Raw genomic sequence first — 23,065 nt, 5'->3', positions numbered from 1 at the left:
ATGCTGTTTGATTATGAAACTCTGAAACTGCTCTGGTGGGTGCTGGTTGGCGTGCTGCTGATCGGCTTCGCCATCACCGACGGCTTTGATATGGGGGCCTGTGCCCTGCTGCCGCTGATCGGTAAAACTGACGACGAACGTCGCGTGGTAATCAATACCGTTGGCCCGCACTGGGAAGGTAACCAGGTCTGGTTCATCACCGCCGGTGGTGCTCTGTTTGCCGCCTGGCCGGCTGTCTATGCGGCGGCTTTCTCCGGCTTTTACTGGGCCATGCTGCTGGTGCTGTTCGCCCTGTTCTTCCGTCCGGTCGGCTTTGACTATCGCTCCAAGCTGGCCAATACCAAGTGGCGTCGCGCCTGGGACTGGGGCCTGATTGCCGGTGGTGTTGTGCCGTCTCTGGTATTCGGTGTTGCCTTTGGCAACCTGTTGCTGGGCGTACCCTTCCAGCATGACGAGTTCATGCGCCCTAGCTACGATGGCAATCTGTTCGGCCTGCTGAACCCCTTCGGCCTGCTCTGTGGTGTCGTCAGCCTGGCCATGCTGTCCATGCATGGTGCGGTCTGGATTAACCTGCGCAGCCATGGCGAAGTGGAACGCCGCGCCAAGGGCTATGCCCAGTTGCTGGCATTGGTGACACTGGCAGCCTTCGCCCTGGCCGGTATCTGGCTCAGTATGGGCATCGATGGCTACAAGATCCTCAGCCAACCGGAACTGGGCGCCCTGCCCAATCCGCTGGCCAAGGAAGTGGTCATTGCTGAAGGTGCCTGGCTGGCCAATTACAGCCTCTATCCGCTGACCATGCTGGCGCCCATTACCGGCTTCATCGGTCTGATCGGTGTATTCCTACTGGCTGGCCGCAACAAGCCAGGCTGGGCCTTCCTGTTCAGTTCACTGGCACTGGCCGGCATCATCGCCACCGCCGGGGTCTCCATGTTCCCGTTCGTGATGCCATCGAGCCTCAGCCCCAATTCCAGCCTGACCCTTTGGGATGCGGCGTCCAGTCACCTGACCCTGAACGTAATGGCGATTGCAGCCTTTATCTTCGTCCCGATCATTCTGGCCTACACCCTGTGGTGCTACCGCGCCCTCTGGTCGAAGATTTCGGTAGATTACATTCAGGAAAACGATTACTCGTCCTATTAATAAGGAGATACAACCATGTGGTACTTCGCCTGGATTCTCGGTGTGCTCCTGGCCTGCTCATTCGGCATCATCAATGCGATGTGGCTGGAGCACGAAGACATCGATAACCCCTGACAGCTTGCCTGTCATCTCTCCTCAAAGGCGCCCCTGGCGCCTTTTTTTATTTTCATCTGTGATCAGGTGGCAATTAGTGCCGCGCTCCGGGGCCTTCTTCCGTTATAATCTGCAGAGAATACGTTTCATTTATCGAGACAACGGACCGCCTTAGATGACAAACCGACTTCTCCTGGCTGCAGCTTTACTTTTTACTTCACCTTTCAGTCAGGCGGCCCTGCTGGATCCATTCCGTAACGAGGATGGCAGTACCCGCTGGCAATACGTCGCCAACTTCTCCAGTGGCGTGTTGATTATTCTGCTGACACTGGTCGTGATCAGCCTGTTCGTCACCTGGCGACGCGCGCGTCGCTACAACGTGGAACTGGAAGCCATCCGCGGACACCTGGAGCAGCGCGTACAGGACCGTACCGCCAAACTTGAGCACGAAGTGTCCGAGCACGTGATTACCACCCAGCGTCTGCAGTCATCCGAGGCCTATATCCGCAATATACTGACTTCCATGCCGCTGGTACTGGTGGGCCTGAGCAAGGACGGTACCATCACGCAATGGAACCGCCGTGCGGAAGAGCGCTCCGGCATCAGTACAGAGGAAGCAATCGGCCAGAACCTGTGGAAGATCTACCCCGATATCACTGTCACGCCCAAGCATATTGAGCAGGCCATCGAGCAGAATGAAGCCCTGACCCTGCGCTACAGCCAACCCGGCAGCTACCACATGGATATCACCGTCTATCCGCTGGAGCACACCCAGGAGCCCGGCGTAGTAATTCTGGTGGATGATGTGACCCGTCAGGTCATCGCCGAAAACATGCTGATTCACCACGACAAGCTGTCATCCATGGGTGAACTGGCCACCACCATGGCCAACGATATCAACCCGCCGCTGCAGGCGATCCTGTTTGATCTGCGCAATTTCCAGAGCCTGCTGGAATCCGGCAAGCTGCAAAATACCGGTGCCGATTCCGCTGCCGAGGTGGAGCGCGTACAGCAGTTGCTGCAAAACGCCTCCAAGAATGGCCAGCAGGTTGAATCCGTGATTCGAAATCTGCTCGATTTTGCCCATGGCCGCAACGACAGCGCCCAGGATGCCAACGTGGTGGATATTCTGGAGCACTCCCTGATTCAGGCAGGTGATGTCCTGTCGGTGCCTAATGCAGTGCCCTTCCGAAATATCGACATTGAGCGTCACTTTGAAGGCGAGATTCCGCTGGCGCCCTGTTATATCACTGAACTTCAGCAGGTTTTCCTGACCCTGTTCCGTCATGCCTACCAGTCCCTGGTAGACAAGTCCCAGCGTCTTGGAGCCGAGTTCACGCCCTGTATCAAACTCTATGTGACCGAATGCTACGATGCCCTGTCGATCCGTATTCAGCACAACGGCACCGGCCTGGACAGCGATGAACAGATGCACCTGTTCGAGCCCTACATGCGCAAGGGCAATGAAACCAAGGCAGCGGAAGAAGCCGACAAGCGACTGTCATTCCCCTACTTCGTGATTACCGAACAGCACAAGGGCCAGATGGCCGTCACCTCTGACCCGGAAGTGGGTACTACCTTCCACATCCAGCTCGACCTGCACTAATCAGCTACGACAGCAGACACAAAAAAGGCGGCCACAGGGGCCGCCTTTTTAAGTCCTCCAGGCTCAAACTGCCTGTTTATGAAGCTTATGCTGGAACTGCCGCATAGGCCACAATCTCACACAGCATCTCTTCACGGGCCAGCCCCGCTACTACCATGGCTGCCCGGTTAGGATAAGGTGCTTCAAAGTATTCTGCGTACACCTGATTGAATACCGGCAGCTGCGCACGATCGGTCACATAAATCAGCACCTGGGTAACATCTGCCATGCTCAGCTCAGCCGCTTCGATGGTGTGTTTGAAGTTGTCCATGGTCTGGCGCGCCTGGGCCTCAATCCCGCCTTCCACCACCTGGCCGTTGGCATCAATGGGAATCTGGGCCGTGGACAGGGTGCCGTTTGCAATAACGGCCCATTCAAGGGGTGCTTTGGAAGCAAAAAGATCAGTCTTCACAGCTGTTTTCATTGTCATCTCGTGTATTCAGTCGCGGAAAAATAGAAAAATCCGGTTGCCGCACAAAGCACGGCAACCGGAGCAAAGGAAAGTTAAAGGCCTTGTTCTTTAGCCATCTGACGGGCAATGCGAGGAGCTACCCAAAGGGAGGGCAACAGAACCAGTGACACCGGTACAGCAGTCACCACGATGAAGGACTGGAGTGCCGAGATACCGCCGGAGCCGATGGAGATCAGCAGTGCCGCCATGACGCCCATCATCACGCCCCAGAAAATGCGGACGCTGGTCTGCGGGTGGTCAGTACCAGTCATCACCATGGACACGGCATAGGTCATGGAGTCACCGGTAGTCGCCACGAAAATGGTGGTCAGAATCAGGAACAGCACCGAGACCAGGAAGCCCATGGGCAACTGTTCGGTAATGGCCATCAGAGCGGCCGGGAGATTAAATCCGGTAAACGGCTCGGAGATCACACCCGGGTTGTTGAGCTCAAACGAGAGCCCGGCACCGCCCACAATAGTGAACCAGAAGCAGGTGATCACCGGCGCCACCACCGAGATCAGCAGGATCATTTCACGGATGGTACGACCACGGGAAATGCGCGCTACAAACATCGCCATCAGCGGTCCATAGCCCAGGAACCAGCCCCAGAAGAATACGGTCCACCAGTCCAGCCAGCCGGTATCGGCACGGAAGGTTGCCATCGGGATAAACTGATCCAGGTAGATACCGAAAGAGTGCAGATAGCCATCCACGATGAAACCGGTCGGCCCCAGCAGCAGGATGAACGCCATCAGCGCCACCGCCAGGATCACATTGGCTCGGCTCAGGATCTGAATACCACGATTCACACCGCTCACTGCTGACAGGGTATAGATACCGATCAAACCGATCAGAATGAACACTTGGGTACCGTAGGTATTGGGAATACCAAACAGCTTTTCCAGACCAAAGCTGACCTGCAGGCCCAGAAAACCGATGGGGCCAACGGTACCCGCAACCACTGCCAGCACACAGCAGGAGTCGACAATGGCACCCAGAGGACCTTTCATGACACGGTCGCCCAGCACAGGGTACAGCAGAGTGCGCGGCTTCAGCGGCAGGCCTTTCTCATAGTGCAGGTACATGAAGATAATGCCGGTCAGGCTGCCCAGAATTGCCCAGGCCAGAAAGCCCCAGTGCATGAAGCTTTGCGCCAGCGCGTTATAGGCCGCCTGCAGTGTACCGGTTTCCGCGCCTTCACCCGCAAACAGCGGTGGTGGCGAGGTGAAATGCGCCATGGGCTCAGCCGCCGCCCAGAACACGCCACCACCGGCCAGCAACGTACACATGATGATGGAGATCCACTGGAAGGTGGTGATATCCGGCGTATCCGTACCGCCCATCACCACACTGCCAGTACGACCCACGCTCAACATCAGGCCGATCAGGAAAGTAAGCAGGAGCAGCACCTGCCAGTAGGCCCCGAACAGCTTGGTCGAGGTAGCAAAGGCGGTATTGACCCAGCCAGACACCAGGTCAATATCATAGAGGGCAAGAGCGGCGAACAGGACAAGAATCCCGCCACTGATCAGGAACACGGGCAGATCCACACCTGACAGCCACGACTTTTTGGGCATATCAAGCTCCTGGCTGACAGACGCAGCCTGAGTAGTTGTATTCATCTTAGTCTCCTGGCGAGCTTTTATATTTATGGTTCGGAGCATCGACGGGGGCATTGCCGTCCGACCGGGGACACCGGACGGCAACTGTTTTCAGTCGCGCTGTGCTATTGCGGTTGCAGCGCATCCTCGAGGAAGTTAAGCCAGTTTCGGCCCATGATTCGCGCCACATCCTCGTCACTGAAACCTCGGGCCTGCAGACCTGCGGTCAGATTGGGGAAGTCGCGGCTGTCACGGAACCAGGACAGCGGGCGTGGCCAGTCCGCATTGGACTTGGAGCCTTCACCGTAATCCATCTCTTTGGACCAGCGGCCATTGCGCATCCATTCCAGCACCGACAGCGGCTGTTCCTGGCACAGATCGGTGCCAATACCGATGTGTTCAACGCCCATCAGATCCGCGGTACTGGCGACCATGTCGCAGAACTCTTCCAGAGTGCAGTCGGAACCGTTCTTGAGATGAAACGGATAGAGGCTGAATCCCAGCAGTCCACCAGACTCGCCCAAGGCCTTGAGCACGGTATCGGACTTGTTGCGCTTGGCAGCATGGAAGCTGGTCGGGTTGGCGTGCGAGATCACGATGGGACGTTCGGACAACTCAATGGCATCCAGAGTACTGCGTTCGCCGCTATGACTCATATCGACAACCATGCCGACCCGGTTCATCTCGCGGATCGCCTGCTTGCCGAAACGGGTGACACCGCTGTCTTCCGCCTCATAACAACCGCAGGCCAGCAGGCTCTGGTTGTTGTAGGTCAGCTGCATGATCATCAGGTTAAGCTCACGCATTACCTCGACCATGCCGATATCGTCCTCGATGGGTGAGCAGTTCTGGGCACCAAACATGATGCCCACCTTGCCCAACGCCTTGGCGCGACGAATATCCTCGGCGGACTTCACCGGCATGATCAGATCGCTGTTGTACTCGAAGTGACGATTCCACTCGGCGATACGCAGCAGGGTTTCACGAATCTGCTCGTGGTAGACAATGGTAACGTGCACCATGGTTACCCCGCCTTCGCGCAGCTGCTCGAAGATGTGACGGTTCCAGTTGGAATACTGAAGCCCGTCGACCACGATCAAGTCTTTGTGCAGGTTCTGGTTCATGGCCTGACTCCGCTTATGCACGCATGTAGGTAGTTTTAACGACGGTGTAGAACTCTTTCGCGTAAGTGCCCTGCTCACGTGGGCCGAAGCTGGAATCCTTGCGACCACCGAAAGGCACGTGGTAATCCGTACCTGCGGTTGGCAGGTTGATCATCACACAGCCGGTCTTGGCGTTACGCTTAAAGTCAGTGGCGTACTTCAGTGACTGGGTGCAGATGCCACCGGTCAGGCCGAAGTTGGTATCGTTCAGAGTCGCGAGTGCTTCCTCGTAGTCCTTCACCTTGATCACACAGGCGATCGGTGCAAAGGCTTCTTCACGGTTGATACGCATATCGTTGGTGGTGCCGGTAAACAGCGCCGGCTGCATGTAGTAGCCTTCGGTATCTTCGTTGAGTACTTCACCGCCACAGACCAACTCACCGCCTTCGCTCTTGGCCAGCGCCAGGTATTCCAGGTTCTGCTCCATCTGGCGGGCATCCGCCACAGCGCCGATATGCACACCCTCTTTCAGCGGGTGACCGACCACCAGTTTCTGCATGCGCGCTTTCACCGCGTCTACAAAGCGATCATGAATACCTTCGGTGACGATCAGGCGGGAAGAAGCGGTACATTTCTGGCCGGTACCACCGAAGGCACCATTAACCGCACACTCGACGGCGTTATCCAGATCGGCATCATCCAGCACCACCAGGGCGTTCTTGCTGCCCATCTCCAGCTGGCACTTGACCAGGTTCACAGCGGTGGCGGCAGCCACCTTGCGACCGGTCTCCAGTGAGCCGGTGAAGGTCAGTGCATTGATATCGCGTGAATTGATCAGCACATCGCCGACTTCAGCGCCCGGCCCCATTACCAGGTTGAACGTACCGGCCGGCAGTCCCTGACGGGAGATGATTTCGGTCAGCGCCCAGGCCGATGCAGGCACCTGGTTGGCCGGCTTCCAGACAACGGCGTTACCAAACGCCAGCGCCGGTGCGATTTTCCAGGCGCCGGTGGCGGTCGGGAAGTTCCAGGGAGTAATGATACCGACCACACCCACAGGCTCGCGGCGGGTTTCAACTTCGATACCGGGACGGACAGAATCGGCGGTTTCGCCCATCTGGCGCAGCACTTCCGCGGCGTAGTAATGGAAAAATTGGCCGGAGCGGTAGATTTCGCCAGCACCTTCTGCCAGAGTTTTGCCTTCTTCACGGGCCAGCAACTCACCCAACTCGTCCTTGCGGGCGATAAGCTCGTCGCCGATGGACATGAGCACGTAGTAACGCTGCTCCAGACCGCTTTTCTGCCATTCCAGCTGGCCCAGGTTCGCCGCAGCAATCGCCGCCTGTGTCTGGGCCTTGTCAGCCTGGGCGTACTGGCCGATCACATCACTGGTATCGGCCGGACTGATATTGGCGACCACGCCCGCGCCTTCAACCCATTCACCGGCGATATAGTTACGAAAAATTGATTCAGACATGATTACCTCCACCAAATTGATGGATTCATCCTAGGCGCAGTGTTTTAATAATAAAAATTAATAAATAATATCTCGTGATAAAAATACCTTATCACTGATATTTGATGTGAACGGGAGGCCTCGCCATGCTGCCGGAATTAAAAATCGCCCAGCTGAGACACTTCGTGTGGGTCGCTGAACTCAAGGGGTTTCACGCTGCTGCAGAAAAGGCGTATCGCACCCAGCCGGCAATCTCCCTGTCGATCAAGGATCTGGAAAACAAATTGGGCGAGACCCTGTTTGAAAAGCGCAATGCCAAGTCCAGCAACGCCGAACTGACCCCTTTTGGCCGCCATTTCCTGCCCCAGGCTAAAGAGCTGATTGCCCATCACGACCGCATTGCCGAAGACATGACCCTGATGGCGGAACACAAGACCGGCCACCTGCGCCTGGCCTCGGTCCCGTCTATCGCCAGCCGAATGCTGCCGAGCATTCTGTCTCGCTTTGTCGCCAATGCACCTGATCTGCATATCAGCTTTTATGATGACAATGCGTCTGCTGTGCTCAAGATGGTGGAAAACCAGCAGGTCGATTTTGGCATCGCCAGTCTTTGGAAAGCAGAAGAACATGGCGACAAAAGCTTTACCCCGATCTGGGAAGACCATGTCGGCGTTGTCTGTCCACGTGATCATCCGCTTGCCGGTGAAACCAGCCTGCACTGGGAAACCCTGCGTGATCACCGCTTGATCAGTAACGGCACCTCTCGCCTGCTGGAAGGTACCGAAGCAGAACCGCTGCTGCTCGATTCCCAGTTTTATATCTCCAACATGATTTCTCTGGTGGCCATGCTGGAAGCCGGACTGGGCGTGACAACCCTGCCCCGCTTTGCCTTTCCCGAGGAGAGCAACACCCTCACGTTTATCCCATTGACCACTCCGGAGGTGGTGCGCCGCATCGGCATTGTTCGTTTGAGTAACAAGTCATTGCCACCGGCCGCCGACGCGCTGGTACAGTTCATTCTGGAACAGAGCAAAGAACAGAAAAAATAATTAAAAATGGGGTTTGATAAGCTAGACTTATCAGGCGATAGATCCTTTTCATTTGTCCAGGCGCAGCGCTTTGCCCAAGATAAAGCTGTCACCCATGGGGTGTCCTCTCTCTGCCGACTATAACTAAACAGGAAGCCAGCAGAGATCCAAAGAGCAAGGTTTCCATCCCATCTATGCTGAGCGCCAGCACCGCTGGCAACACCGATACAGGATGTGGAGTTAACAGAGGATCACAATAATGATAACGCCTGCAGCAATTCAAACCTCTCTGCGGGGTGACAATGCACTTCCCCTGCGCCCCGCCGAACAGGTAATGCACCTGGAACGACTGGGCGCCATGCACCAAAGCCGCCTCAGCTTCATGCGCAGCCTGGTGCGCCGTATCATGCGCGAGCGCTGGCAGATCGAGCCGGTCCGCCTGGACCTGGATGCCGATGGTTACGGTACCGTCATCTATGAAGTACAGGCACCTCAGGGCCTGTACAGTTTTGTACTCTTTTCCAACTATCTGGCACCGGAAGTACGTAATGACCGCGTGATCGCCACCCAGTGGGACCTCACCATGGCACTGGTGGAAGGCCGCGTCGACGATATCTATCTGGAAAAGCTGCGCCAGAATGTGCCCAAGCAGGAAGCAGGCCGCGTCGATGCCCGGGTCTTCGTGCTGTCCCGCGCCAACCGCAGTGCACGCAACTTTGACTATGTAGTCGACCAGCTGGCAAAAGGCGAGCAGCCTGACGTTGAACGTATCGCCCGCGTCGGCTACCTCTATCGCACCACCGCCGTGTACGGCAGCGGCAAGCTCGGCATGGCCGACTGGGAAAAGGTACGAACACAATACACCGACTTCGCCCGGCCTTTTGCGGCGGAAATGTTTGTCTGCCTGATGCTGCGCAATTTCAGTCTGTTGCAGGCCGAGCATATTGCTCGCCACCGCTCCCCTGACAGCTTCCAGCCGATGAAGCCGGAGATCAAACGCTACTTCGGCATCGGCAACTCAACTGGTCTGGGCATGGCGCCCTATCTGGTGAACCACCCGCTATTGATCAATCGCTGGGTGGAAATGCGTGAGCTGGCACTGGCCCGGATTCGGGTATTGGGTGATATCTCCCCCGCCCTTCGCGAACAGCTGCATCGCCTGATTGATCGCTGCGAACAGCATACCCGTGAAACAGTGACAGAAGACCAATGGCAGACCGGCAACAACCAGCAGGTGCTCAAGGACCTGGCAGCCCTGCGCAGCAAGGCCAGCGAAGGGTTCGACGACTGGGACAGCCTGATTATCTGGAGTGAAGAGCACTGCTCCCTGCAGGGACAGGAGATGCTGGTGTCCATTCTGTTGGAGCTGTATCCCACGCTGGTGGATGACCTTGAAGACTATCACTGCGCCGAGGAATTTCTCGATCTGGATCCGCTGATGCCGCTGCAGACACTCAAAGAGGTGATCGAAACACGCTATGCCTGGGCACTGGCGATCGACTTCAGCGTCGAGGGCACCCGTGAAACCTGCTGGTATCGTTCGGAAGAAAAGATGGAGCCACGCCTGGGCAGTGTGGCCGATGCGGAAGCCAAGAAAAAGCAGATGGCGCTGGGTGTAGGCTATGCCGTGCGCAAGTGCTACGACCAGCTGTGTGACTACGTCGCCGAGCACCCGGACCATACCACCGCCCGTTTCATGGTTGCGCGACCGAAAATGCGCGGGATTGTGCGCCGTATCCAGAGCATGAACCGCTGTGTCTACGGCGATATTCAGGCCAACCTGCTGGATCGTAATGTGTTGCCCATGCACCTGCTGCGCTGCAAGCTCGCCTTCTTTGGTGTCAGCAAATTCGATCCACGCTCACGGCTTTGGGTCCGTAACACCATGTTCCAGGGCGCACCGCTGCTGGACGATATCGGCTCTCGCTTCGGCGATGACTGGTTCATGCCACTGGCACCACAGCAGTAAGGAGCAGCTCCATGCATATTTCCATGAACGAACTCAAAGCGGCGCTGCGTCGCTGCTTCGAAGCCAGCGGCTATTTTGTCGGCAACTATGAGGATGCCGCCAACATGATCCTCTGGCTGGAAAAACACGGCCTCAACGGTCTGGGCGAGCTGGAACGTGCCCTGCCCTACATTCGTAACGACAGTGACAAGCCACTCAGCAGCGTCGTCTATGAGGACAGCACCTCGGCCATTATCGACAGCCATGATCGCAGCGCCCTTAACTGCATTGCAGCGGCTGTCGACCTGGCTCACGCGAAGGCACTGGAAGTGGGTATTGCGACGGTCATCGTGCACAACTGCCATAATCGCATGTTCATTCTCAAGGCACTGACCGACTGCGGACGCCGTGGCATCAGTGTGGCGGCCTACTGGCAGAATGGTGAGCAGAATATCACCGAGCATACCGCTGCCATCCGTGCCGGCGAGCGCTATCCCAGTTACAGCGAGGCCAAAACCTGCCTCAGCGCCAGCGCCGATGACAAACAGGCGCTGACCATTATCTGCAGCTCTCGCGTAGATCTCTCGACCCGTCTCAAGCACCGTAAAACGCGCCTGCTGACCGAGACTCAGGTTGAGGAAAACAAGGAGCAGAGCGTGGAAAGCGGCATTGAAATTGACCCGGCTCTCTGGGACGAGATCAACCGCATCGGCACCGAGATACTGGTCGAAAACAGCGAACGCTCCCGCGCCGACGCTGGCGGTCGCTAAATCAATTTTATCCTGTTTCACAAAGCTCCCGAGTGGTCCCGCACTAGCCACTTCGGGAGCTTTTTCACTTTCAGGACCTGATTGATGCTCTATACACCCCCTGAATTGCTGGCCTTGCTCGTGGTAACCGCGGGTGTCTTCGTCCAGTCCCGCATTGGTATCGGCTATGGCTTGCTGGCCGCCCCGGTTCTGTTCCAGATAGACCCGGCGTATGTCCCGGGCCCGATTCTGGTGGTGGGATTTTGCCTGTCCACTTTGATGGTGATGCAAAGCGCGCAGCAGCTGCGCTGGCGTCGAGTGCTGCCGGCCATTATTGCCCGCGCACCAGGGGCCGGAGTCGGTGCATTGCTGGTTCAACTGCTGAGCCAGGCGCTGTTAGGGGTGTTTCTGGGGCTGGCGTTGCTGCTGGCGACCCTGTTGAGCTGGCGTGCATTCAAACTGCGCACCACGCCTCGCAGCCTGGTGACGGGAGGCTTTTTCTCGGGTCTGATCGGTACAGCCACCGGCATTGGTGGCCCACCGATCGCACTGGTGTATCAGGAGCAGGATCCGGCCATCGCCCGCGCCGAACTGGCAGCCTTCTTTCTGGTGGGCACCCTGATCTCGCTGGCGATGCTGTTCGGCGCTGGCCTTCTGAGTGAACAACATCTATGGCTGGCACTCAAACTGCTGCCCGGAGTCTTGCTGGGCAACAGCCTGAGCTACCTGTCCGAGCACTATTGGCAGATCAGCAACCTCAAGCCCTGGGTTCTGGTGCTTTCATTGCTGGCCGCCCTTCTGCCTCTGAGCCAGGGGGTGTCAAATCTGTAACCGCTTTTAACGGTGCGTCCACTCCGGTTTACGCTTATTGATAAATGCATCTATCCCTTCCTGCGCATCATCAATCAGCATATTGCCGACCATCACCTCACTGCAGAATTCATAGGCCTCGGACAATGGCAATTCGCGCTGGCGATAAAACGCCTGCTTGCCGATCTGGAGAGTTTTACGGGATTTGGACGCGATCTTGGCCGCCAGCGTATCCACGGCTGTTTCCAGCTCCGCTTCCGGCACCAGCTGATTGATCAAACCGATATCAAAGGCGCGCTGGGCGTTGATCAGATCACCGGTCAGCAGCAGCTCCATGGCGTGTTTGGGCTGTACGGCACGGCTTAACGCCACCATTGGTGTTGAACAGAACAGCCCGATGTTGACACCGGGCGTCGCAAAGCGTGCATTATCAGCGGCAACCGCCATATCGGCACTGGCAACCAGCTGACAGCCTGCTGCTGTGGCAACACCATGCACCTGGGCAATAACCGGGACGGGCAGACTGACCACACGCTGCATCAAACGGGAGCAGGTATCAAAGGTACAGCGGTAGTATTCTTCCTCACCCTCACCCAGCATCTGCTTGAGATCATGGCCGGCACAGAACCCCTTGCCGGAACCACGGATCACTACGCAACGAACATTGATGTCATCGGCAATGCTGTCCAGCTCGGCATGCAGCGCCTGCATGAGTTCCAGAGAAAGGCTGTTGTAGGCATCGGGGCGGGATAACGTCAGGGTGGCAACACCGGCCTGATCCTGACGTTCGAGAAGCGACTGAGACATGCGAACTCCCTTTTTGTTTTTATACGGGTAAACCCGAATATCCGCAAAAGCGAGCCGCAGGTCAAGCGGTTAATTTTTAGGCTTAAACCGACAGAATATCGATCTTTTCCATCACCTGAACGCCAGAGCCATTGGCGCCGGTTTCTTCATCATCACCCAGCGGCCCCAGAGCACTGCCGGTATCCGGTGCAATGCCGTGCGGGAAGCCCAGCTGCAGGCCCTTGAAGTCGAAGAGTTCGTTATCGGCCAGATGTGAAGGCACCACATTGCAGAGCGAGCGGAACATGGTTTCAATGCGCCCCGGATGCGACTTGTCCCAGCCCTGCAGCATCTCCTTGATCACCTGGCGCTGCAGGTTTTCCTGAGAGCCACAGAGGTTGCACGGGATGATCGGGAATTCGCGCAGTTCGGCGTATTCGGCGATATCTTTCTCACGGGCATAGGCCAGCGGACGGATCACCATGTTCTTGCCGTCATCGGATACCAGCTTGGGCGGCATGGACTTGAGCTTGCCACCGTAGAACATGTTGAGGAAGAAGGTTTCCAGAATATCGTCGCGGTGATGGCCCAACGCGATCTTGTTGGCCCCGATCTCCTCGGCAAAACCGTACAGGGTGCCACGACGCAGGCGCGAGCAGAGTGCACAGGTGGTTTTACCCTCGGGAACCACTTCCTTGACGATGGAGTAGGTATCACGCTCCACGATGTGGAAAGGCACACCGATGGACTCCAGATAATTGGGCAGCACTTCTTCCGGGAAACCCGGCTGCTTCTGGTCCAGGTTCACGGCCACCAGCTCAAACCGAATCGGCGCACTCTTCTGCAGATTCATCAGAATATCGAGCATGGCATAAGAGTCTTTGCCACCGGACAGACACACCATCACCTTGTCACCCTCTTCAATCATATTGAAGGCTTCAATGGCCTGGCCTACCTCACGGCGCAGACGTTTCTGCAGCTTGTTGAGGCGGGTTTTGGTCTGTTTGTCGAGGCTGTCGGTGTGCATAAGGCGCTTCGTGAATCACTGGTTGAAAATCGAGCGCGAAGTATACAGCAAAGCAGCCGGACTCATAAGATGCAACCGGATTTCATCATGGGTTCTACAGACTAAAACGCCGGGACAGTGCCCGGCGTTTTATGGTCAGCCAAGATCAGGACAGCTCGCGGAAAGATTCCAGCAAGGGCGGCAGCCCCGGGAACATGCCGATACCGGCCATCACCGCGCACAGAATCAGGAAGACGACGCCCGGTACCACCCAGCGGCCCATATGACCCAGGCTTTTGCCACGCTCCTTACAGCCGATCAGGCCCAGGTTGTCCAACAGCACCGTCAGCGACCAGCCAAACACCGGGTTCACCAGCGCCGAGGAGAAGATCACCACCGCTGCAGACTGGGTCGTCTTGCCTTCACGCGTCATCTGCATGCCCGCTTCCAGCAAGGGCAGGTAAACCCCGACGATCAGCGCCACACTGAGTACCGGCTGCCACACGGCCAGATCCATGGGGTAACCCCAGAGCGCTGCCACCACACAGAGGAAGCCCGTCAATATGGCTCCGGCCGGAATGGGACGACGTGCAATAGCTGCCGGCACAATATAGGTGCCCCAGGATGAGGTGATATTGCCACCACCCAGCAGGCTGCCGGTGATCTGACGCGCCGACGCGGTGCACATGGTATCGTCGATATCCATCAGCACCTTTTCGGTTTTCTTCGGGTAGTTGATCTCCTGAAACACTCGATGGCCCAGAAAGTCCGGCGACCACATGGCCACCGCCAGAATGGCAAAAGGCGCTACAGCGATGAAATGATGCAGCTCCGGCCAGCCAAGCTGCCAGCCAGTGTTTTCACCCCACCAGTACGCCGGGTTCATGTTGGGCATGCCGGGTTCGGTGGTGAACTCAAAGGGCGCGCCCAGAGCAAAGGAGAGGCCAGCTGCCAGCACCGAACCCAGCGGGATCGCCAGCCAGCGCATCTGGATGTGCTCCAGGTAGGCGTACATGATGATGGTGCTGATAATGACAATGAACGCCAGATACGCCATATCAAAGCCTTCGGCCCAGGCGAACAGTTTGCTGATCTGACCCGTGATGCCGATAAAGCCGAGATAGAGCAGTAACCCGCCGCAAACTCCGTTACTGGTGAGCCGCGCCAGCAGGCTGCCGCCTTTGGTAATACCCAGAATAAAGCCCAGCACACCTATCATCAGCCCTAACGCCATAGGATGACCGCCGGAGGCCACGATGAGTGGTATCAAGGGAATAAGTGGTCCGTGTGTCCCCGCCAGGTTGGCATTCGGATTCAAGAAACCGGACACCAGCACAACGAACAGGATGGCCGCAATCAGCAGCTCAAAGCGCACGTTTTCAATGACAAAGGTTTCCGGCAGCCCCAACTGAGTGGCAAAGGCGGCGACAATCGCGGCCACCATCACAATCTTGCCGATGGTGGCCGCCATGGCCGGCACCCAATCCTCTACCTCAAAGCGGTAGTCTTTAAAGGGCAGGTTCGGACGCCAGCGCCTGGGGCGCATGCTTTGCAGTTCATGGTCCAGATACTCGGCACGGGAGGCGAAGGCAGAACGGGGCTTGCGCTGCGCCTGGTAGGTCGATTGATCTACTTCGGACATAAGCTCTCTTGTTATCGCTGAACATAAAAGCCGGCGATTCTAGGGAGCGTGTGTTACAGCCACAATCGATACTTAGGCTATTAACACTAAGTCGAATAGCCTTGTCTGAACCTGATGGCTAGGCCTGACGGCTGAGTGCCGCGCCCAGGCGGTAAAAGTAATCGGCAAAGGCCTGGTTGATCCGCTGTCTTTCGTCATCACGGGGGTAAAGCCCGTTTTGGGCTTCGGGAGACTCACGTGTGCCTTTCACAAGAAAGTGGTTTTTCACGCTGGCATCCTGCACAAAGGCTTCAAAAGCACGGGCACAGATCTCTTCAGGGCGACTGTAATAGCGCGTGCTCAACTTCCGGTCCATGTTGACCGAATGATTGAACAACTCGCTTGGCTCGCGCCCAGACTCATCCAGCAAGATCGCCTTCATCAAGGCAAACCAGAGATCATTCAGGGGGTGCACCACCGGCGTGGCATCATCCAGCCAGGCGGCAGAGGCAAACAACCCCGAGGGCGCATCGGTGAATATCTTGTCCGACAGGTAATGGTCCAGCGCATGAAACCACTCATGGGCGATACTGCCGGGGCCGGCATTTTTGGCCAGTGCAAAGGCGCGCCGGGAGGGATCATAGTGGGCCGACACACCCGGCCGGCCGCCCGTGCCATACTGCAGGCCGAGGGTGCCACGCAGCGACACCAGTTGCTCCGGCCCCTGCAGAATCAGCATCAGATCGCAGAGCGCATCATAGAAAAGCCCGGCCGCGCGGCTGCGTTCCTGTTTGGTCACCCAGCGACCCAGCTCGATGCTGCGAAAATCAAAACGACGCCGTACCTCGACAAAGTCGATCTCCTGTCCGGCACGGTGGTCCGGCCCCTGGCGATAGAACTGCCTTTGTTTTATGCTCATCCGCTTGTACTGTTCGGGCCAGGCCCGATTGCTAAAGTTCGATTCTACGCGTTCATTCTGAGCTGCCGAGCCTCAATGCCAGAGCCCACTTCAATTCAGGCCGACCTGAACGACCCGCTTTACTACCTGCGTAATGCGCATACCCTGATCAATTGGGTCAGCCAACGCCACGGCGACCTGCTCGATCAGCATGAGTGTGACCAGCTTGAACGCTTTAGCAGTGTACCAGAGCCGGCCCAGGCGTTGCTGATTCGGATGGTGATGCGTCGCGGTGAATATTTTCGTACCGATCAACTTGAATATGCCGAGCTAGCGGACATCAACCGCCTGCTGGGCCTGTTGGCAGACGCAGAACTCATTCAGCCGGATCCACAACTTAACACCGATGAGCTTGGCTCCCTGCTGCGTAAAGCGGAGCTCTGGCAACTCTGCGCAACCCTTGCACCGGACAGCCCGCTTTCACGCAGCCTTCGCAAGCAGGAACTGCAGGACTGGTTGAGCAGCCATTACGAAGCTCGCCGTCCCTTCAGCCACTGGCTGCCGGATGCAGGCTTTGAGGTTGTAGCCTTGAACATCAGCCCGCTGATGCAACGTTTGCGCTTGATGTTCTTTGGTAACCTGCATCAGGACTGGTCCGAATTTGTTGTCACCGAGTTGGGCCATCAGCGCTACGAGCCCGTGCCGCTGGATGCGGGTAGCCGTGCCTTTCAACAGCGCGCCGAAGTGGATGCCTACCTGCAGCTGGCGGATCTGCAGCAACAACTGGATAGCGGCGCAGACCTGACCGACCTTGTCAGCCAACTGCCCCACTATTGCCCCAACGACTGGCTGGAGCACCGTCGTCGCAAGCTGGCCTTTGCACTGGGGCATGCGGCAGAACGCAGCGGTGAAGTGACATTGGCCCGACAGCTTTACTCGAGCAACCCGCACCGCGACGCACAGCTGCGACATCTGCGCCTGCAGGAGCTTAATGACACACCTGAAGACACGTTCGCGAATGCTCAACAGCTGCTTGATGAGGTTAAACAGCCCGAAGCCCGGCTACGCATTGAACGGATTTTGCAGCGCACCGGCAAAAAAGCCGGACATAAGGTCGCGGGCATCAAACGCCCCTCCCTGCAGGAGCAAACCCTCATACTGCCTGCCGACGAGAACCTGAGGGTCGAACGCCTGGTCATCGAAGCGCTGAGTGACGATAACCAACAGGCCTGGCACGTAGAAAATCGGCTGTTCAACGGCCTCTTTGCACTGCTGCTCTGGCCTGCGCTCTATAGCCCGGAAAAAGGGTCCTTTTTCCACCCCTTTCAGGCCGGCCCGGCTGATCTCTACCGCCCCGACTTTTTTCAGCGCCGAGAGGCTCTGGTCGAGATGCAGCTGGCACAGCTGAAAACGGGCGAATATCGACAGACCATTGTGCAGAACTTTCGGCAAAAACAGGGCATTCGCTGCAGCCTGATCCACTGGCCATCCCTGCCCCTTGAACTGTTGACTCAGGCGCTGGAGCTTATACCGGCTGAACATCTGGAAGCAGTGTTCCGTCATTTGATGCTCGACCTGCGCCACCACCGTCGCGGCATGCCGGATTTGATCTGCTTCGACACCCGGCAACACGGCTACCGGCTCATTGAAGTCAAAGGACCGGGAGACCGGCTGCAGGACCATCAGCGCCTCTGGATGGAATTCTTTATGCGCCAGGGGATACCTGCTAGTCTTTGCCTCGTTGAACACCACTAGATGCTAGACTGCGTCACAGGCAGCCAATACCCGCCGACAAGGCATAATGACTGACTCTCCAACGCAAAAGGACCTGAAGCAGCACCCGATCATGGAGCCCCTTGCCTGTGTTTGTTAGAAACCTGTTTCGTCTCGACCTTAAACACCTGATTCTGCTCCTGGCCTTCAGTACTGCGGCTCTGACACTGGTGAACGGCCTCTTCGCCAGCTATCAAGTGCAGCGACAGCTCCTCATCGAACAGGCACTGTCCAGCAACCACGCCTATGCCAGCAAGCTGGCAGATGTCACCACACACTTCCTGCTCAATGCCCAGCAGACGCTTGCCTACAATGCGCGCATGCTCAGCCGCAACCTGGACTCGCCTGAGGCGCGTCATGAGGTGACCGAGAGGTTGATGCGTCAATCCGGCAGTTTCAGTTCGGTAGCGATCATCGACCCATCGGGGAGAATACTCAACATTTCACCGGATACCCTGCCCGTGTTGGGGGAGCAGCTCACCGACAGCAGCACAGCCCTGGCCCTGGACGAGCAGCGTCCTATGATCAGTGACCCCTTTATCTCCCCCGCCGGTAATCTGCTGGTGCTGATCTCACACCCGATATTCTCCCCCACAGGTGAATACCTTGGGTATCTGGCAGGCTCCCTGTATCTGAAAGAACGCAATATTCTCAGTAACATTCTTGGCCAACATTTCTACGAGGATGGTTCCTATATCTATGTGGTCGACCAGAAGAAGCGACTGATCTACCACCCCAAGCGTGAGCGCGTCGGCGAACAGGTATTGGTCAACCGCGTCATCGACGCCGTGGTAGCGGGTGAACAGGGCATGTCACGCGTCATCAACAGCAAGGGCGTCGACATGCTGGCCGGCTATGCCCCTATACCGGAGGCAGGCTGGGGTGTGGTCGCCCAGCGTCCGGTAAAGGCTACACTGGAGACGCTGAATCAGCAGATGTGGCGCGTCATCAGCAACACCTTACCGGTCGTTCTGGTCACGCTCATCCTGATCCTCTGGCTGTCACGCCTGATCGCCAGTCCTCTACGCAAACTGGCTGAGAGCGCCCAGTCGCTGGATCATGAAGACACCCTGAAACGTATCCATTCCGTCCGTTCCTGGTACTTTGAGAGCGATTCCCTCAAACAGGCCATGCTGACCGGTGTGAATCTGGTGCACCGCCAGCTGGGACGTTTGCAGGATGCCGCCGCCAGGGACCCTTTAACCGGACTGGGTAACAGACGCAGCCTGGATTCAGCCATTGCCCTGCACCATAGCCGCAATACACCATTCAGCGTACTGGCGGTGGATGTGGACCACTTCAAGGCGATCAATGACAGCTATGGGCATGATGTGGGTGACCAGGTGCTCAAGGGCCTGGCTGAGCGCATGAGCAACTGCTTCCGCAAGGATGATTTGATCTGTCGTGCTGGAGGCGAGGAGTTCATTATCATCCTGCCGGGCTCTTCTCTGGACAGTGCCTGGGTGCTGGCCGAGCGCCTGCGCAAGGAAGTGGAAACCAACGCAATTACCCCGCTTGACCAACTGCACATATCAATCGGTTTGGCTGAGTGGCCCTTACAGGCTGACGACCCCTATGAAGTACTCAAATATGCCGACAAGGCACTGTACAGAGCCAAGCAAAATGGCCGTAACCGCTGCGAGCTGCATCAGAGTGAATAGCGCGCACAAAAAAAGCCGGCACAAGGCCGGCTAAAAAACAGGGCAGGCTGACGAACCCGTCTCTACCCTTACACGCTGACAGACAACAGATCGAACCTTAGCCTTCGCCCTCCTTCACCGTGACCTCAAGGCCACGTCCCCGCATTTTGCCAAACACAGCCGACAACAGCGGCAATAGCAGGACAATGACGGCAATAGTCGTGATGGCAAGCGTCAACGGGCGATCCCACAGGAAGGCAAAGCTGCCATCGGACATAGTGAGCGCGCGGCCCAGATTCTTCTCCATGATGCCGCCCAGGATGAAGCCCAACAGCATGGGCGCCATGGGGAACTCCAGCAGCTTCAAGAAGATCGCACCCAGAGTGATAAACACCATCATGTAGATATCAAAGGTATTGAAGCTGACCAAATACACGCCGGTGATCGAGAAGAACAGGATCAACGGAATCAGGATCGGACGCGGAATTGCCAGCAGGCGCGAAATATACGGAATCAGTGGCAAGTTCAGGATCAGCAGCACCAGGTTACCGAAGTACATGGAGATGATGACGGACCAGAACACATCCGGATTATCCACGAACAGACGTGGCCCCGGCTGAATACCATAAGCGATAAGCGCGCCCAGCATGATGGCCGTGGTGCCGGAACCGGGGATACCCAGGGTCAGAAGAGGTACAAAGGAGCCGGTCGAGGCCGCATTGTTGGCCGATTCCGGCGCCGCCAGACCACGCAGAGAGCCCTTGCCGAACTTCAGTTTTTCCTTAGCGGATGCCAGGTTACGTTCCAGGCCGTACGCCATGAATGAGGCGATGGTCGCGCCCGCACCCGGCAGAACGCCCACCAGGAAGCCGAAAACTGAAGAGCGGCCAATGGTCGGTGCCACTTCCTTGATCTCTTCCTTGCTCAGTTTCATGCTGCCCAGAGAGGCCATGTCCATCTCCGGCTCTTCTTCGGCATGCTGGCCGCGCATCACCGTCATGATCACTTCGGTCAGGGCGAAAGTCGCCATCGCCAGCAGCAGGAAGCTGACACCGTCAATCAGGTCGACACTGCCAAAGGTAAAGCGGGTCGCGCCCGAGGTAATATCCGTCCCCACCGTGGCGATCATCAGACCGAAAATGGTCATCAACAACGCCTTGATGACCTGTCCCTTGCCGGAAAATGCAGCGACCGCGGTCAGGCCCAGCAGCATCAGGGCAAAGTAGTCACCGGACTGGAAGCTCAGCGAAACCGAAGCCAGTGCAGGTGCGGCAAACAGCAGAATCAGCGCACCGATGGTGCCACCGGTAAAGGATGAGTACGCGGCCAGCGCCAGCGCCTTGCCCGCCTGGTTTTTCTGCGCCAGCGGAAAGCCATCAAACGCGGTCACAACCGTACTGGCACAGCCCGGCGCATTTACCAGAATGGATGAGGTTGAGCCACCGAAGACGGCGCCGTAGTAAACACCCGCCATCAGGATGATGCCTGAAGCCGGATCAAGGCCATAGGTAACCGGGATCATCAGCGCAACCGCCGAGATCGGTCCCAAGCCCGGGAGCATACCGATGAAGGTACCGGCAAAACAGCCGACCACCACCATCAACAGATTGAAGGGCATTACAGCGGTGCCCAAACCGGTCAGAATTCCGTCCCACATGAGATCAGCCTCCGAACAGCGATGTAAAGATGCGACCCGGTGCCAGATAGATATCCAGCAGCTGTGCCAGCATGAACCAGAGCACTACCGAGAACGGCACAGAGGCCAGCAGCAGGGTTTTGACCTTGCGTACACCCAGAATCCAGTAGCCTCCCATCAGGAACAGAATGGTAGAGAGCAGGAAACCGAGCCAGGGCAGGACAAAGCCCAGCAGCATTACCAGTACCAGCAGCTTGCCCACCAGCCAGAAGTCATAGCCGGCCAGTTTCACTCGGCCTTCGGCAGAGCGGTCGGCGGTGACGATCAGGGCAACCGAAAGAATCCCACCGAGGACTGCCAACGCGCTGGGCAGTGATTGAGCGTTAAAGGGAGCAAATTCATCACCTGGCAGCAGCGGTATATCACCTGTGTAGTAGCCATAGGCCACCGACAAACAGAGAAACACCAGACCACCGATGTGATCCTTGGAAATAGTCATGATCGAGTCCTCGTTGGAGCGGGGTAAATCGAGGGGGTCAAAAGGAAGCGGCCCGCACTCATGTCAGAGTGCAGGTCCGGATGATCAGCGCAGGAAGCCCAGTTCGCGCATCAGATCACCGATCTCCTGTTCCTGCTGCTCAAGGAAGGCAACAAATTCATCACCCGGACGGAAGTCTTCGGCCCAACCATTGCGGTCGCGCACTTTCGCCCACTCTTCAGTACCGTACATTTTCTCCAGCACCGCGATGAACTCGTCACGCTTGCTCTCGGCCAGACCCGGCGCTGCGAAGAAGCCACGCCAGTTGACGAAGGTGGCGTCGTAGCCCAGTTCTTTCAGCGTCGGCACATCCGCGGCAGCACTGGAGCGCTCAGGGCCGGTCATCGCCAGAATGCGAACTTCACCCGCTTCTGCCAGGGCCAGTGCTTCACTGAAACCGGTGGACAGTACATCCGCTTCACCAGACAGCAGGCCTGCCATTGCCTTGCCACCGGCATCATAGGCCAGGTACTTCACCATGCGCGGATCACCGCCGGCGGCCTTGAATGCCTGAGCTGCTACCAGGTGGTCCATGCTGCCACGGGCAGAACCGCCCACGACGGTAACGGAACGCGGATTTTCCAGGTAGGCGTCGGCCAGCTCATTGAAGCTGGTGTACTTGGAGTCCGCTTTAACTACGAAGGCACCGAAGTCACCGATAGTGGCGGCAACCGGTGTCAGGTCGCGGAATGACTGCGGGAATACTTTTGACAGGGAGCGGATAACAATCGGTGTGGAGTTGACCATCAGCGTGTCTTCGGACTGCTCGGCCACCTCGATCAGGTGGGCGATCGCCTTGCCACCGCCACCACCGGACAGGTTTTCGTAAGAGATGGTCTCAACCAGACCAGACTTCTGCAGCGCTTCACCGGTACCACGTGCAGTACCATCCCAACCACCACCGGCACCACCGGGGATGAGGAAGTGAATAGTATCAACTTCAGCCTGAGCCACGCCGGCAGTCAGACAGGATGCCAGTGCAGTGGCCAGAACGGTGGAGCGACGGAAAGAAAGCATTTTAGAGCGCATAGCCTGTACCTCATTATTTTTGTATTGGTTGGAGGTAAGACTAGGCACCCGCTCTCGGTTAAAAAAGTTTATGAATTTAAAGAGCTTTTAGTCTTTAAAAACCATTTT

General features: G+C 57.1%; 20 protein-coding genes. 9 read left to right on the top strand and 11 right to left on the bottom strand.

Features of this window, described 5'->3' with window-relative positions; all coding sequences use genetic code 11:
* The 3 genes from cydB to O3C79_RS09280 all read left to right on the top strand — a co-directional run bounded on the left by cydB (nucleotide 1) and on the right by O3C79_RS09280 (nucleotide 2,842).
* Nucleotides 1–1,143, top strand: coding sequence for a cytochrome d ubiquinol oxidase subunit II (gene cydB / locus O3C79_RS09290; RefSeq protein ID WP_494385715.1), 1,143 nt, complete (start codon nucleotides 1–3; stop codon nucleotides 1,141–1,143).
* A 15-nt stretch (nucleotides 1,144–1,158) separates the two neighbouring features.
* Nucleotides 1,159–1,257, top strand: a complete 99-nt coding sequence (gene cydX, locus O3C79_RS09285; RefSeq protein ID WP_010323688.1) for a cytochrome bd-I oxidase subunit CydX — start codon at nucleotides 1,159–1,161, stop codon at nucleotides 1,255–1,257.
* 154 nt (nucleotides 1,258–1,411) lie between these two features.
* A complete protein-coding gene (locus O3C79_RS09280; protein WP_010323689.1) occupies nucleotides 1,412–2,842 on the top strand; it encodes a two-component system sensor histidine kinase NtrB in 1,431 nt (476 codons plus the stop codon).
* A gap of 85 nt (nucleotides 2,843–2,927) precedes the next feature.
* On the opposite strand, the gene O3C79_RS09275 is transcribed toward O3C79_RS09280, so the two are convergent.
* From O3C79_RS09275 to O3C79_RS09260, 4 genes are all read right to left on the bottom strand, one after another.
* Nucleotides 2,928–3,305 carry a RidA family protein gene (locus O3C79_RS09275; RefSeq protein ID WP_494385714.1) on the bottom strand — a complete coding sequence of 126 codons (378 nt, stop codon included), beginning with the start codon at nucleotides 3,303–3,305 and terminating at the stop codon, nucleotides 2,928–2,930.
* Between the two features lie 80 nt (nucleotides 3,306–3,385).
* Entirely contained in the window at nucleotides 3,386–4,957 is a 1,572-nt protein-coding gene (locus O3C79_RS09270) for a BCCT family transporter (RefSeq protein ID WP_494385713.1), read from the bottom strand.
* A gap of 104 nt (nucleotides 4,958–5,061) precedes the next feature.
* On the bottom strand, nucleotides 5,062–6,060 hold the full coding sequence (locus O3C79_RS09265; protein WP_494385712.1) for a dipeptidase: 999 nt from the start codon (nucleotides 6,058–6,060) through the stop codon (nucleotides 5,062–5,064).
* Nucleotides 6,061–6,073: 13 nt separating this feature from the next.
* Nucleotides 6,074–7,516: an aldehyde dehydrogenase family protein gene (locus O3C79_RS09260; RefSeq protein WP_494385711.1), complete on the bottom strand. Its 1,443-nt coding sequence runs from the start codon at nucleotides 7,514–7,516 to the stop codon at nucleotides 6,074–6,076.
* 125 nt (nucleotides 7,517–7,641) lie between these two features.
* On the opposite strand from O3C79_RS09260, the gene O3C79_RS09255 reads away from it, so the two are divergent.
* The 4 genes from O3C79_RS09255 to O3C79_RS09240 all read left to right on the top strand — a co-directional run bounded on the left by O3C79_RS09255 (nucleotide 7,642) and on the right by O3C79_RS09240 (nucleotide 12,051).
* The gene (locus O3C79_RS09255) at nucleotides 7,642–8,544 is read left to right on the top strand and encodes a LysR family transcriptional regulator (protein WP_494385710.1); all 903 of its coding nucleotides are present in this window, start codon (nucleotides 7,642–7,644) and stop codon (nucleotides 8,542–8,544) included.
* 238 nt (nucleotides 8,545–8,782) lie between these two features.
* Nucleotides 8,783–10,492 carry a hypothetical protein gene (locus O3C79_RS09250; RefSeq protein ID WP_494385709.1) on the top strand — a complete coding sequence of 570 codons (1,710 nt, stop codon included), beginning with the start codon at nucleotides 8,783–8,785 and terminating at the stop codon, nucleotides 10,490–10,492.
* 11 nt (nucleotides 10,493–10,503) lie between these two features.
* Complete coding sequence (locus O3C79_RS09245) at nucleotides 10,504–11,241, top strand: DUF3726 domain-containing protein (protein ID WP_494385708.1); 738 nt, start codon at nucleotides 10,504–10,506, stop codon at nucleotides 11,239–11,241.
* Nucleotides 11,242–11,325: 84 nt separating this feature from the next.
* Entirely contained in the window at nucleotides 11,326–12,051 is a 726-nt protein-coding gene (locus O3C79_RS09240; protein ID WP_494385707.1) for a TSUP family transporter, read from the top strand.
* 6 nt (nucleotides 12,052–12,057) lie between these two features.
* Here O3C79_RS09240 and O3C79_RS09235 read toward each other — a convergent pair whose 3' ends face one another.
* From O3C79_RS09235 to O3C79_RS09220, 4 genes are all read right to left on the bottom strand, one after another.
* On the bottom strand, nucleotides 12,058–12,837 hold the full coding sequence (locus O3C79_RS09235; protein ID WP_076461775.1) for an enoyl-CoA hydratase: 780 nt from the start codon (nucleotides 12,835–12,837) through the stop codon (nucleotides 12,058–12,060).
* Between the two features lie 82 nt (nucleotides 12,838–12,919).
* Nucleotides 12,920–13,843, bottom strand: coding sequence for a tRNA 2-thiocytidine(32) synthetase TtcA (ttcA, locus tag O3C79_RS09230; RefSeq protein WP_076461777.1), 924 nt, complete (start codon nucleotides 13,841–13,843; stop codon nucleotides 12,920–12,922).
* Between the two features lie 145 nt (nucleotides 13,844–13,988).
* Complete coding sequence (locus tag O3C79_RS09225) at nucleotides 13,989–15,464, bottom strand: DUF3360 family protein (protein WP_076461779.1); 1,476 nt, start codon at nucleotides 15,462–15,464, stop codon at nucleotides 13,989–13,991.
* A gap of 118 nt (nucleotides 15,465–15,582) precedes the next feature.
* Complete coding sequence (locus O3C79_RS09220; RefSeq protein ID WP_494385706.1) at nucleotides 15,583–16,362, bottom strand: CLCA_X family protein; 780 nt, start codon at nucleotides 16,360–16,362, stop codon at nucleotides 15,583–15,585.
* Between the two features lie 75 nt (nucleotides 16,363–16,437).
* On the opposite strand from O3C79_RS09220, the gene O3C79_RS09215 reads away from it, so the two are divergent.
* Nucleotides 16,438–18,096: a VRR-NUC domain-containing protein gene (locus O3C79_RS09215; RefSeq protein ID WP_494385705.1), complete on the top strand. Its 1,659-nt coding sequence runs from the start codon at nucleotides 16,438–16,440 to the stop codon at nucleotides 18,094–18,096.
* Between the two features lie 107 nt (nucleotides 18,097–18,203).
* Complete coding sequence (locus O3C79_RS09210; protein WP_494385704.1) at nucleotides 18,204–19,775, top strand: sensor domain-containing diguanylate cyclase; 1,572 nt, start codon at nucleotides 18,204–18,206, stop codon at nucleotides 19,773–19,775.
* A gap of 97 nt (nucleotides 19,776–19,872) precedes the next feature.
* On the opposite strand, the gene O3C79_RS09205 is transcribed toward O3C79_RS09210, so the two are convergent.
* The 3 genes from O3C79_RS09205 to O3C79_RS09195 form a co-directional block, all read right to left on the bottom strand.
* Nucleotides 19,873–21,411, bottom strand: coding sequence for a tripartite tricarboxylate transporter permease (locus O3C79_RS09205; RefSeq protein ID WP_494385703.1), 1,539 nt, complete (start codon nucleotides 21,409–21,411; stop codon nucleotides 19,873–19,875).
* Between the two features lie 4 nt (nucleotides 21,412–21,415).
* Nucleotides 21,416–21,889 carry a tripartite tricarboxylate transporter TctB family protein gene (locus O3C79_RS09200; RefSeq protein ID WP_010323705.1) on the bottom strand — a complete coding sequence of 158 codons (474 nt, stop codon included), beginning with the start codon at nucleotides 21,887–21,889 and terminating at the stop codon, nucleotides 21,416–21,418.
* 84 nt (nucleotides 21,890–21,973) lie between these two features.
* On the bottom strand, nucleotides 21,974–22,957 hold the full coding sequence (locus O3C79_RS09195; protein WP_494385702.1) for a tripartite tricarboxylate transporter substrate binding protein: 984 nt from the start codon (nucleotides 22,955–22,957) through the stop codon (nucleotides 21,974–21,976).
* Between the last annotated feature and the right edge of the window lie 108 nt (nucleotides 22,958–23,065).

Source organism: Marinobacterium sp. NO-S09 (genome assembly GCF_059179545.1).
Note: the sequence above shows the minus strand (reverse complement) of the source record. Positions and strands in the feature narration are given on the sequence as shown.